Raw genomic sequence first — 12,232 nt, 5'->3', positions numbered from 1 at the left:
CTTCCGGGCCGCCGGCGGCGCGGCCGTGGTGCAGTGGACGCCGCACGGCATGGGGCGGCGGGCGGCGGACCTGCCGGCGCTGTCCCGGGCGACCGGGGTGCGGATCGTCTGCGCCACCGGTCTGCACCAAGCCGCGCATTACGACGCCGAGTCACTCGACCGACTGCGCGGCGGGGGGCTTGCCGGGCTGTTCGTGTCCGAACTCACCGAGGGCATCGGTACGACCGGGGTGCGGGCCGGTCTGATCAAGGTGGCGGGCGGCTTCCACGGGCTCGACGCCCATGCCCGCTGGACCATGACCGCGGCGGCCGAGGCGCACCATGCCACCGGCGCGCCCATCGCCGTACACCTGGAGCTCGGCACCGGCGCACTGGACGTACTGGACCTGCTGTGCGGGGAGTTGGGGGTGCCCGGAGACCGGGTGATCCTCGGGCACCTCAACCGCAGCCCCGACCCGGTCACGCACCGGCAGGCCGCCGCGTCGGGCTGCTGGCTGGCGTTCGACGGGCCGTCCCGCGCCCACCACGCTACCGACTGGCGGATGCCGGAGGCGCTACGGGACCTGGCGGAGGCGGGGTTCGGGGACCGGCTGCTGCTCGGCGGGGACACCGTGGTCGCGGGGGCACGCTCGGTCGACGGCGGGCCCGGCATGCCGTACCTGCTGCGCCGGGTACGGCCCCGGCTCGCGGAGGCGGTGGGCGCGGACCTGGTGGACCGCATGCTCACGGAGCATCCAGGACGGGCGTTCGGGACCGACTGGGCTTGAACACGCCGCTCGACACGAGCAGTCCCCCGGCCGTGAGCAGCCCCCTGGACGCGAGCCCCCCGCCAGCGCTCCGCCCGGGAAGGTCCGCCGGGGGGGTGGCTCCGTCTCGATAGTCTGCGCGGCGTGATCAACTCATACGCGGGTTCCGACGATGCCGAAGTCGCGATAGCCGGGGCGAGGGCCGGCGCGGACGTGGTCCGCGACATGTACGGCCGGCGGCTGCAACGCATCGACAAGGGCGCCGGGGACTTTGCCACCGCCGCCGACGTGGAGGCCGAGAGGACGATCCTCGGCGTCATTCGTGCCGCGCGCCCCGACGACGCGGTGCTCGGCGAGGAAGGCGGGCAGCAGGGCGCCGTCGGCGCTGTGCGCCAGTGGTTGGTGGATCCTCTGTGCGGCACGCTGAACTACGCCGTCGGCCACATGCTGGTGGCCGTCAACGTGGCCCTGCGTGACGGGGCGGCGGCGGTGGCCGATCCGTTCAGCGGCGAGGTCTTCTTCACCGACGGGGAGACCGCCTGGGTGCGGCGTGACGGGGCCGACGACGCGCTGCTGGCCCCTTCGCCCGCTACCCGGCTGGTGGACGTCAACCTGGATCCGCCGTTCCCGAGTGCGCCCGGATTCCGGGCCGTGGATCTGCTGGCTCACCCTGTGTTCACCGAACGGTTCCGGCCTCGGGTCGTGTCCACGACGCTGGCGTTGGCCTGGGTCGCTGCCGGAAAGCGAGCCGCGTATGTCACCGACGGCGGCGACCTTTCCAGGAGCGTGCACTTCGCGGCCGGTATTGCTCTGTGCCGGGCAGCCGGCTGCGTTGTCACCGGGATCGACGGTGCCCCGGTCGACGAGGCAGGTCGTGGGCTTGTGGTCGCCGCCGACGACGAGACCCACGGGCTGCTGATGTCGATGGTGCGTAGCCGGAACTGGTGCGGCCCCTGAGCGGCCCCTGACCCGACCCGGAAAAGCCCCCGAGAGGGGCACCACACGGCCGACGGTGCACCTAACGTGACGATGGGTGCCCGGCCGCGTCCGCACCCCGCACACCACTGCTGTCTTCAGGGGGAGGACCCATGCCGTCAAGGGGTAGATCCGCACTGCGGCGTATCGTTGCCCGGGGCACGGCCATGACCGTGGGAGCCGTCACGGCCCTCACCACCTGCCTTGCCGCCGCTCCCGCCGTCCACGCGTCGCCGTCTGCCACCGGGGCCTTACGGTGGGCTCCGTGTGGCGACCGGCAGGATCCGGGAGCCGAGTGCGCGACACTTTCGGTGCCGGTCGACTGGGCCCACCCGGATGGGCCGAGGCTCGGTCTGGCCGTGGCCCGACGCAAGGCCACCGACCCCGGCGCACGCGTCGGCTCCATGGTGTTCGGCCCGGGCGGCCCTGGCGACTCGGGTGTCGAGATGGTGGTGGGGCGTGTCAGCCGGTTCAGTCCCGAGGTGCGGCGCCGGTTCGACATCGTCAGCTTCGACCCGCGCGGCGTGGGCGGCAGCAACCCGGTGACCTGCTCGGCCGGCCTGCTTGCCCAGCGGCCGTCACCAGTGCTGAAGAGCCAGGCGGACTTCGAGACGACCGTCGCGTACGACAGGCGGCTGCGCGCGGACTGCCGGGCCCGCACCGGTCCGGTATTCGACCACCTTGACACCGCCCAGACGGTCCGGGACGTGGACGCCCTCCGTGCCGCCCTCGGCGAGCGGAAACTCACCTTCCACGGCAGCTCGTACGGCACGCTGCTCGGGGCCCAGTACGCCGAGACCTACCCGCGCCGCGTGCGCGCGATGGTGCTGGAAAGCGTCATGGACCACAGCGTCGCGACCACCCGAGGCTTCCTGCGGGCCGAGGCCGCCACGGCGGAGGATTCCTTCCAGGAGTTCCGTAAGTGGTGCCACGGTGCTGCCGAATGCGCGCTGCACGGCCGCGACGTCCGCGTCGTCTGGCAGGACCTGTTGACCCGGGCCGGCCGCGGCACGCTGGAGGATCCGGCGAAGCCGGGCACCTCGCTGTCGTCTTCGGACCTGGTCAACAAGATCGCGTTCCGCGCGTTCTACGCGGCCGACCACGCGGGCCTGGCCACGGCGATCGCGGAGATGGAGGCGAGCAAGCCGCTGCCCGCTTCACCCACCTCGCCCGCGCCGCTGCCCTCGGCCACTGCGGTCTTCTGCTCGGACTGGCACCTGCCGGTGCGCGACTACCGGGAGTACGCCTCGGTGGTGGCCATGATGAAAAGGACCGCGCCTGACCTGCCCTACCTGTTGCCGATCCACATGGCAGCGGCCTGCCTTGGCGCGCCGACCGCCAACCCGCAGCACCGGCTGGACGTGCACGGTTCCCCGCCGGTCCTGGTCTCCAACGCGCTGCACGATCCCGCCACAGGTTACCCGTGGGCGGTCTCGGTGGCCCGGCAGCTCGGCCGCAGCGGCGTGCTCCTGACCTACGAGGGCCAGGGGCACGGCAGTGTCACCAGCGGCCCCTGTATGGAGCACGCCGTGGACAGCTACCTCACCGACCTGGCAGTCCCGCCACAGGGCACCAGCTGCCCTGCCGTACCGTCCTGACAGCGTCCCGGTCCGGATCCGTCCGGGGAGGGGATGGGGCGCTTCGCGGTGACGTTACCTCTCAGGTGCATGTCTGCGGGGTTGTCCCGGTCGGCGTCGCCGGTGGGTGAGCCGGCCGCCTCTGCCCGCGGGCGGATCCGTAGGTTCTGGCGAGTACGTCCACCGTGTCGGCCATGGCTTGACGCAGTTCGGCCGGTGCGACGACCTCGACGTCGATACCGAGCCGCAGCAGCTCACCGCATGCATGCTCGGTGCTCTCCGTCGGGATGACCGCCTCGACCCATCCCTCGTCCCCGATGGCGGTCGCGGTGACGTCGACTGCCCGCACCACCTCCGGGGGCAGGTTGTCGGGCAGGCGTCGGCGTCCTCGTGGGGACAGGCGGACGGTGGCTGTGCCGGTGAAGCGGCGTGTGCGGAAATCGTCGAGGTAGGAAGTCCAGTACGCGCCCAGGTCGAAGTCCTTCGGCCGGTCGAAGTGCTCGTCCGTGAGCGTCGCTTCCAGGATGTGCGTCACCCGGTAGGTCGCGGTCCGGTTCTTCGTGGCGGCGACGAGGTACCAGACGCCGGACTTGAGCACCAGGCCGTAGGGGCGAAGGCGGCGGTGCACCTCCTGCGGTGCGCGCCAGCGGCGGTAGTGCACGTCTATCGCACGCTGTTTGGTCACCGCGTCGACCAGCAAGGTGAGGTACGACGTCTGCTCGGGTTCCCGGTACCAGCCAGGAGCGTCCAAGTGGAAGACGGCCGCGGTACGCGCGGCCTCCTCACGCAGTCCCGTCGGCAGCGCGGCCAGCAGCTTCAGCCGTGCCGCCGTCACCTCCGCCGCGAGCCCCAGGTCGGCGGCGGGACCTGGCAGTCCGGCCAGGAACAGCGCCCGCGCCTCGCCCTCGCTCATCCCGTTCAGGCGGGTGCGGTAGCCGTCGACCAGCTGATATCCGCCCGCGCGGCCCGGCTCCGCATAGACGGGGACCCCAGATGCCTGCAGACGCGCCAGGTCACGGTAAGCGGTCCGCACCGACACGCCCAGCTCGTCGGCGAGCCCACGCGCGGACATACGGCCGCGGGATTGCAGCAACAGCAGCACCGAAAGCAGTCGGCCAGCAGACATGGGCGCATTCTCCCCGTAAACCCTGACAGCACCTGGCACACGGGTCTCCTACCGTCGGCTCGCACCCGGCTCCGGCCGGACGAGCCGGAAAGCCGCGCCCACACAAGAGAACCGCACCAGAGAACCGCACAGGAGCCTGCCGTGCCCATCAACCCTGCCAACCGCCCCACCGTGCTGGAGCTTCGCCAGTACACGCTGCGACCCGGTCGGCGCGACGAACTGATCGAGCTGTTCGACCGGGAGTTCGTCGAGACCCAGGAAGCGGCCGGGATGGCCGTACTCGGCCAGTTCCGGGACCTCGACGACCCGGATCGCTTCGTCTGGCTGCGCGGGTTCAGGGACATGGCGGTACGGCACCAGGCACTGACGGCCTTCTACGGCGGTCCCGTCTGGGCCGAGCACGGCCCCCAGGCCAACGCCACCATGGCCGACTCCGACGACGTCCTCCTGCTGCGTCCCCTGTCACGCGGGAGCGGCTTCGCCGTCTGTCCCTCCGAGCGGCCCGAACCCGGTGCTCCGGCACCGAACCGGTTCGTGTCCGCCACCGTGTGGTCCTTCCCTCCCCGACGACACGACGGCATCGCACTGATCCGCGACGGTCTCCTGCCCGTGCTCCGCGAGACGGGCCCCGCGCCGCTCGCCGCCCTCACCTCCGAGACGGCGGACAACACCTTCCCCCGGCTGCCGGTTCGCACCGGCGAAAACGTCGCCGTGGTCGTCACGTCGTACCCCGACGAGAGCGCTTGTCGACAGCACCTGGCTGATGTACTGGCCCATCCCGTCGCACAGGACGAGATCCTGCCGGGCATCGAGCGGGAGCAGACAGCACCTCCCCGGACACTGCGGTTGGCGCCCACAGGCCGTTCACTCGTTTCCTGACCTGCTCCCATGCGGCCGGCGGTGCCAGGCCCATGTCGTGCAGCGCGCGGAACCGGCATCCGAGTCATCGCGCAGCCCCGCCGCACGTCAGCGGCCCCGCTGGGCGTGAGCACGCCGGTGGCCGCGAGCACCGCCCTGGACGTGACCACGCCGGTGGCCGTGAACTGGCCGCTGGGCGTGAGCACGACGTCGGCCTCGGGGGACGTGGCCGGGGCGGCGGCCCGGGGGCGTCGGCGGACGTGGCCGGGGCGGCGGCCCGGGGGCGTCGGCGGGCCCTGCGGAGGCATCGGGGTTCCGTGAGGGCCGGCCTGAGCGCCTCGCCCGCGGCTAGCCGCCCCCGGCCAGCGCCCGCAGCGGATCGTCCAGCACCGGCTGCCAGGCCAGTTCCGCCGCGCCGACCAGGCTGCTGTGGTCCAGCGTGCACGGCAGGATGGGGACGCCGCCGCTCTGGCCCCACAGGCTGCGGTCGGCGACCACAGCGCGCAGCCGACCGGGGTCGGCGTCCAGCAGGGTGCGGTGGAGGCCGCCGAGGATGATGCGGTCCGGGTTCAGGATGTTGACCAGGCCGGCCAGTCCGAGGCCGAGGCGGTCGATCAGGGCTTCGGCGGCCGTGCGGACGGCCGGGTCGTCGTACCGGGTGCGCAGCAGGTCGTCGGCCTGCCGGAGCAGCGACACCTCGGGGCCCGGCTCTCGGCCGGCCTCCACGAGCAGGGCCAGCGGGTCCGCCTCCACGTCCAGGCAGCCGCGGCTGCCGCAGTGGCAGGGCCGGCCCTCGGGGTTGACCGTCAGGTGGCCGACCTCCAGCGCGAGGCCCGAACTGCCGGTGTGCAGACGGCCGTCCAGGACCAGCGCGCCACCCACACCGCGGTGGCCGGTGGCCACGCACAGCAGGTCCCGGGCGCCCCGGCCGGCGCCGTGCCGGTGTTCGGCGAGCGCGACGAGGTTGACGTCGTTCCCCGTGAACGCCGGTCCGCCGATGCCGGCGGCACGCACGCACTCGGCGAAGATCTGCCGGACGGGCGCGCCTACGGGCCAGGCGAGGTGCAGCGGGTTGAGGGCCAGACCGTCGGGTTCGGCGACGGCGGACGGCACGGCGAGCCCCGCGCCGACACAGCGCCGGCCGGTCCTGTGCAGCAGTTCCGCGCCCGCCTCGACCACGGAGCCGAGCACCTTCGCCGGGTCGGCGTCGACGGTCTCACAGCCCGGCGCGGTCGCCACGATCCGTCCGCCGAGACCGACCAGCGCCGCCCGGAAGCCGTCGGCGTGAATCTGCGCGGCGAGGGCCACCGGGCCGTCCTCGGCGACCTCCAGCCGGTGCGAGGGCCGGCCCTGGGAGCCGGCCGCGGAGCCGGGCCGGGCGTCCACCCGGATCAGGCCCAGTGCCTCCAGTTCGGCGGCCACCGCGCCGGCCGTGGCCCGGGTGACGCCGAGTTCGGCGGTGAGGACGGCCCGGGTCGGCGCGCGTCCGGTGTGCACCAGCTCCAGCGCCGGTCCGAGTGCCCCGCGCCCCCGGTCCAGCCGTGCCCTCGAGGTGGTCCTCTCCCCCGCCGTCCGGGGTTCCGCCTTGCCGCTCATGAGGGCGAGTCTCCCATGATCCGCATCCGGTGCGTCCTGTGCCGCCGCCTCCAGGCCGCTCCCACGCGAGGTGCCGGCCGCAGGCCGCTCGCCGCGAGGGGCGCCACGGGCCGCTTCACCCGCAGGGTGCCGGCCGCAGGGTGCTCGCCCGCGAGGTGCCACCACGGGCAGCTTGAACGGCAGGCTGTCGGCCGCAGGCCGCTCGACCGCGAGGTGCCGCCACGGGCAGCTTCAACGGCAGAGTGCCGACTGAGGCCGCTCGCCCGCGAGACCCGGCTACAGGCCGCTCACCCGCAAGGTGATGTTCAGGCGGCCCGCGAGGTCCAGCGGGGGCGGCGCCGTGCCCGGGCGGACGCGCGGCACGCCGTGGTAGGCGAGCCGGGACGGTCCGCCGAAGACGAACAGGTCGCCGCTGCGCAGCTCCACGTCGGTGTACGGCTTCCCGCGCGTCTCGGTGTTCCCGAAGCGGAACACGCAGGTGTCGCCGAGGCTCAGTGAGACCACCGGGGCGTCCGTCCGCTCGTCGCCGTCCCGGTGCATGCCCATGCGGGCGTCGCCGTCGTAGAAGTTGATCAGCGCGATGTCGTAGGGCGCGGCCGGTACGGCGGCCCGGCCCAGCGCGTCGGCGACCGCGCGCCGGCCCAGCTCGCCGAGCCAGTCCGGGAACGGCTTCACGGGGCTGCCGTCACCGTCGGCCACCGTGCGGGCGTAGGCGTACGGGTACCAGTGCCAGCCGAGGCACACCTGGCGGGCGGTCATCGTGCCACCGCCCGGGGTGCGGACCGTACGCAGCCCGGCGGGGGGCCGTGCCCACTCCCGACAGGTGGCGAGCAGGGCGTGCTGCCGCTCGGGGTCCAGCCAGTCCGGGACGTGCACGGCGCCCGGCGCCACCTCCGCGCGCCCCCGTGGGAACAGCTCGCCCTCCATGCCCCCATCCTGCCCCACGGGCTCTGATCTGCGGCTCGGCTAGCCTGGACGCACGATGAGCGACCGTATGACGACACCGTGGGGCGAGGTCGAGCTGACCCGCTTCCCCGAGGATCCGCGCGACCGGCTGCGTGCTTGGGACGCCTCCGACGCGTACCTGCTGCACCACCTCGCCGAGGAGAGAGTGCCGCTCACGGGCACGGTCGTGGTGGTCGGGGACCGCTGGGGCGCACTGGTCACCGCGCTGGCGGAACACCGGCCGACACAGATCACGGACTCCTTCCTGAGCCAGGAGGCGACCCGTGCCAACCTGGCGCGGGCCGGTGTGGAACCGGGTGCGGTGCGGCTGCTCACCACGCAGGAGCCGCCGCCCGAGCGGGTGGACGTGCTGCTGGTGCGGGTGCCCAAGAGCCTGGCACTGCTGGAGGACCAGCTGCTGCGGCTGGCGCCCGCGGTGCACTCGGGCACGGTCGTGATCGGCACGGGGATGGTCAAGGAGATCCACACCTCGACGCTCCAGCTGTTCGAGCGGATCCTCGGGCCGACCCGGACGTCCCTGGCCCGGCAGAAGGCCCGGCTGATCCTCTGCACCCCGGACCCGGCGCTGGAGCGGCCGGCGAACCCGTGGCCGTTCAGCTACGCCGTCCCGGACGGGGTCGGTGCGGTGTCCGGGCACACGGTGGTCAACCACGCGGGCGTCTTCTGCGCCGACCGGCTGGACATCGGCACCCGCTTCCTCCTCCAGCACCTGCCCGCTCCGGGCGCCGGGCGCGTGGTGGACCTCGGCTGCGGCAACGGTGTGGTCGGTACGGCGGTGGCCCTGGCCGACGCGACGGCCGAGGTGCTGTTCGTGGACGAGTCGTTCCAGGCGGTGGCTTCCGCGGAGGCGACGTACAAGGCGAACGGGGTGCCGGGGCACGCCGAGTTCCGGGTCGGGGACGGGCTGGCCGGGGTGGCGCCGGACAGTGTCGACCTGGTCCTGAACAACCCCCCGTTCCACTCCCACCAGGCGACCACGGACGCCACGGCGTGGCGGATGTTCACCGGGGCGAAGCGCGCGCTGCGTCCGGGCGGCGAGCTGTGGGTGATCGGCAACCGGCACCTCGGCTACCACGTGAAGCTGAAGCGGCTGTTCGGGAACAGCGGGCTCGTCGCGAGCGACCCGAAGTTCGTGGTGCTGAAGGCCGTCAAGAGGGGGTAGGACCGGCACCCGGGGCGCCACGGCAGGGCACGAAGTGACCCGGGCCGCCACGGCCGGACGAGAAGGAACGGCACGGCAAGGCGCGAGGTGCCCGGGACGGCACGGCCGGACACGAGGCGCCCGCAGCGCCACCGCCAGACGCGAGGTGCCCAGAGCGCCACCGCCGACACTAGGCGCCCGGAGCGCCACCGCCGGACACGAGGCGCCCGGAGCGTCACGGCCGGGCACTAGGCGTCGGTGCGTGCCCTCTGGTGCGCCACGGGCCGCCCGGCCGTGGCGCCGCACGGCCATGGGCCGGTCGCTGACCTGGGTCGCGGCCCGGGGCACCTGCTCTCCAGGAGGCGGCCGGTCAGGTGCCGGCGCGGGCGAGGACGCCGATGATGCGGGTCACCTCGCGCGCCATCGCGTCCCGGCCGACGCTGAGGTACTTCCGGGAGTCGACGGCCTCGGGGTGGGCGGCGAGGAACGCGCGGATCGCGCCGGTCATGGCGGCGTTGAGCGCCGTACCGACGTTGACCTTGGCGATACCGTCGCCGACCGCGGCGGCCAGCGCGTCGTCCGGCACTCCGGAGGAGCCGTGCAGGACGAGCGGTACGGTCAGCGCCGCGGACAGTCGCCGGAGCAGTCCGTGGTCGAGCCGGGCGGTGCGGGTGGTCATGGCGTGCACGCTGCCGACGGCGACGGCGAGAGCGTCGACACCGGTGCCGGCGACGAAGTCCCGTGCCCGGCCGGGGTCGGTACGCGCGCCGGGCGCGTGCGCGTCCAGCGGGGGTCTGCCGTCCTTGCCTCCTATCTGCCCCAACTCGGCTTCGATCCACAGCCCCTGGCCGTGCGCCCAGTCGGCGGCGGCCCGGGTGGCGGCGAGGTTCTCGGTGTACGACAGGCGTGCCGCGTCGTACATGACCGACCCGAACCCGGCGTCGGTCGCCTGCCGCATCAGGTCGTCGCTCTGGACGTGGTCGAGGTGCAACGCGACCGGGACGGCTGCCTGTTCGGCGGCGGCGACGGCGGCGCGGGCCAGCGGCAGGAGCCGGCCGTACCGGAACTTGACGGCGTTCTCACTGACCTGGAGGACCACGGGTGCGCGGGCCGACTCGGCGCCTGCGATGACGGCCTCGATGTGTTCCAGGGTGATGACGTTGAACGCGGCGACGGCGGAGCGGGCTGCGGCAGCCCGGGTGACCAGCTCGCCGGTGGGCACGAGGGGCACGAGGGGTGTCCTTCCTGGGCGGGACCGGCGGACGTCAGGGGGCGAGGATCACCGAGCGGGTGAGGTGGCGCGGCCGGTCGGGGTCGAGCCCTCGCGCGGCGGCGACGGCGACCGCGAGCCGCTGTACGCGTACGAGTTCGGCGAGCGGGTCGAGGTCCCCGTCGATCCAGGTCCCGCCGGTGGCGCGGACCTGTGCGGCGAGCCCCTCGGGCGCCGGGCCGAGCATCCAGGTGGCCGTGCCCTCGGTGGTGACGCTGATCGGGCCGTGCCGGTACTCCATCGCCGGGTACGCCTCGGTCCAGGAGAGGGACGCCTCGCGCATCTTCAGCCCGGCCTCGTTGGCGAGTCCGACGGTCCAGCCGCGACCGAGGAACGTGAACTGCGTGCAGTCGACGAGCCCTTCGGGCAAGGGGCCGGCGAGGGCGGTGTGTGCGTCGGCGACGACCGCGTCGGTGTGCAGGCCGAGGTGCGCGCGCAGGAGGGTGAGTGCGGTGGTGGCGAACCGGGTCTGGACGACGGAGCGTTCGTCGGCGAAGTCCAGCACGACGAGGTCGTCGGCGGCTGCCATGACCGGGGTGTCGGGGTCGGCGGTGATCGCGGTGGTACGTGCCCGCCCGGCCGACCCGGCGAGGAGTTCCAGCACTTCGGTGGTGGTGCCGGACCGGGTGAGGGCGACCACCCGGTCGTACCGCCGCCCGTACGGGAACTCGGAGGCGGCGAACGCGTCGGTCTCGCCCTGCCCGGCGCCCTCGCGCAGGGCGGCCACCGCCTGGGCCATGAAGTACGAGGTCCCGCACCCGACGACGGCGACCCGCTCCCCCCGCTCCGGCAGTGCGCCCCGGTACCGGCCCGCCTCCTCGGCCGCCCGTATCCAGCACTCCGGCTGGCTGTTCAGCTCGTTCTCGACATGGGTCATGCCCACACCCTCCCCTTGCTGATTGTTCCTGCAAGATATAGCGAGCTTTCGAACACAATCAAGCATCTGGACGCAAGGCCGGGTGCGCTAGGGTCACCGGGAAGACCGGAGGCGGCCGGAAGAGCCGGCCGGAGTGCGATCGCGAGGTCGCCCCCGGCAGGCCGGCCGGAGGACCGTCCGGAGGAAAGGGAACGGAGGCTGCGGATGTCCCGGGACGCCCGCTGGAAGGCGCTGCTGGAACTGCTCGTCGAGCGCGGCCGGCTGGACGTCGAGGAGGCGGCCGTCGAGCTGGCGGTGTCGGCGGCGACGATCCGCCGGGACTTCGACCAGCTCGCCGAACAGCAGATGCTGGTCCGCACCCGGGGCGGAGCGGTGGTGCACGGGGTGTCGTACGAACTCCCGCTGCGCTACAAGACGGCCCGCCGCGCCTCCGAGAAGCAGCGCATCGCCAAGGCGGTGGCCGAACTCGTGGCGCCGGGCGAGGCGGTGGGGCTGACCGGTGGCACGACCACCACGGAGGTGGCCCGGGCGCTGGCCGTGCGCGGCGACCTCGCCACCGGCTCCCCGGCGCTGACCGTCGTGACCAACGCGCTGAACATCGCCAACGAGCTTGCCGTGCGACCCCAGTTCAAGATCGTGGTGACGGGCGGGGTGGCGCGTGCGCAGTCGTACGAACTCATCGGTCCGCTCGCGGACGGGGTGCTGAGCCAGATCACGCTCGACGTGGCCGTGCTCGGTGTCGTCGGCTTCGACGTCGCGCACGGAGCGGCGGCGCACGACGAGGCGGAGGCCGCCATCAACCGTCTGCTGTGCGACCGGGCCGAGCGCGTGGTGGTCGCCGCCGACTCCAGCAAGCTGGGCCGCCGGGCGTTCGCCCGGATCTGCGGGGTGGAACCGGTGGACACGCTGGTGACGGACACGGCGGTGGAACAGGACACGGTACGGCGGTTCGAGGAGGCCGGCGTCCGCGTCCTGGCGGTGTGACCCCGGCGCGATGACGGGACCCGTACTCCCGGCGCGGCCACGGCCGTTCCGCCTGCGCGCCCGCCTCCGGAACGACGCCCGCCCGACGCCGGGCGCGGGCGGGCGAGCCGGCCCGGC

At 73.5% G+C, this 12,232-nt stretch carries 11 protein-coding genes; 6 read left to right on the top strand and 5 right to left on the bottom strand.

Annotated features, from left to right (window positions below; translation table 11 throughout):
• From GT045_RS22625 to GT045_RS22615, 3 genes are all read left to right on the top strand, one after another.
• Positions 1–766 (top strand): phosphotriesterase (locus GT045_RS22625; RefSeq protein WP_161335252.1); only part of this gene is annotated, 766 nt, incomplete at its 5' end.
• A gap of 123 nt (positions 767–889) precedes the next feature.
• The gene (locus GT045_RS22620; RefSeq protein WP_161335251.1) at positions 890–1,702 is read left to right on the top strand and encodes an inositol monophosphatase family protein; all 813 of its coding nucleotides are present in this window, start codon (positions 890–892) and stop codon (positions 1,700–1,702) included.
• A gap of 131 nt (positions 1,703–1,833) precedes the next feature.
• Complete coding sequence (locus GT045_RS22615; protein WP_161335250.1) at positions 1,834–3,318, top strand: alpha/beta hydrolase; 1,485 nt, start codon at positions 1,834–1,836, stop codon at positions 3,316–3,318.
• A gap of 61 nt (positions 3,319–3,379) precedes the next feature.
• Here the strand turns inward: GT045_RS22615 and GT045_RS22610 are convergent, their stop codons facing one another.
• Positions 3,380–4,423: a WYL domain-containing protein gene (locus GT045_RS22610; RefSeq protein ID WP_161335249.1), complete on the bottom strand. Its 1,044-nt coding sequence runs from the start codon at positions 4,421–4,423 to the stop codon at positions 3,380–3,382.
• Between the two features lie 141 nt (positions 4,424–4,564).
• On the opposite strand from GT045_RS22610, the gene GT045_RS22605 reads away from it, so the two are divergent.
• Positions 4,565–5,302 carry an NIPSNAP family protein gene (locus tag GT045_RS22605; RefSeq protein WP_345942724.1) on the top strand — a complete coding sequence of 246 codons (738 nt, stop codon included), beginning with the start codon at positions 4,565–4,567 and terminating at the stop codon, positions 5,300–5,302.
• 327 nt (positions 5,303–5,629) lie between these two features.
• Here GT045_RS22605 and GT045_RS22600 read toward each other — a convergent pair whose 3' ends face one another.
• Positions 5,630–6,877: an ROK family protein gene (locus GT045_RS22600; RefSeq protein ID WP_161289167.1), complete on the bottom strand. Its 1,248-nt coding sequence runs from the start codon at positions 6,875–6,877 to the stop codon at positions 5,630–5,632.
• A 276-nt stretch (positions 6,878–7,153) separates the two neighbouring features.
• Entirely contained in the window at positions 7,154–7,804 is a 651-nt protein-coding gene (locus GT045_RS22595; protein ID WP_161335248.1) for an alpha-ketoglutarate-dependent dioxygenase AlkB, read from the bottom strand.
• A 67-nt stretch (positions 7,805–7,871) separates the two neighbouring features.
• Here GT045_RS22595 and GT045_RS22590 point away from each other — a divergent pair, with 67 nt between their 5' ends.
• Positions 7,872–9,005 carry a methyltransferase gene (locus tag GT045_RS22590; RefSeq protein WP_161335247.1) on the top strand — a complete coding sequence of 378 codons (1,134 nt, stop codon included), beginning with the start codon at positions 7,872–7,874 and terminating at the stop codon, positions 9,003–9,005.
• 349 nt (positions 9,006–9,354) lie between these two features.
• Here GT045_RS22590 and GT045_RS22585 read toward each other — a convergent pair whose 3' ends face one another.
• Together GT045_RS22585 and GT045_RS22580 are read right to left on the bottom strand one after the other, a co-directional pair.
• Positions 9,355–10,215, bottom strand: a complete 861-nt coding sequence (locus GT045_RS22585; protein WP_161289655.1) for a ketose-bisphosphate aldolase — start codon at positions 10,213–10,215, stop codon at positions 9,355–9,357.
• A gap of 34 nt (positions 10,216–10,249) precedes the next feature.
• Positions 10,250–11,131: a sugar isomerase gene (locus GT045_RS22580; RefSeq protein ID WP_161289658.1), complete on the bottom strand. Its 882-nt coding sequence runs from the start codon at positions 11,129–11,131 to the stop codon at positions 10,250–10,252.
• A gap of 204 nt (positions 11,132–11,335) precedes the next feature.
• On the opposite strand from GT045_RS22580, the gene GT045_RS22575 reads away from it, so the two are divergent.
• Complete coding sequence (locus GT045_RS22575) at positions 11,336–12,115, top strand: DeoR/GlpR family DNA-binding transcription regulator (RefSeq protein WP_161289661.1); 780 nt, start codon at positions 11,336–11,338, stop codon at positions 12,113–12,115.
• The last annotated feature ends 117 nt before the right edge of the window (positions 12,116–12,232 follow it).

It is taken from the genome of Streptomyces sp. SID486 (assembly GCF_009865385.1).
Lineage (GTDB): Bacteria > Actinomycetota > Actinomycetes > Streptomycetales > Streptomycetaceae > Streptomyces.
Note: the sequence above shows the minus strand (reverse complement) of the source record. Positions and strands in the feature narration are given on the sequence as shown.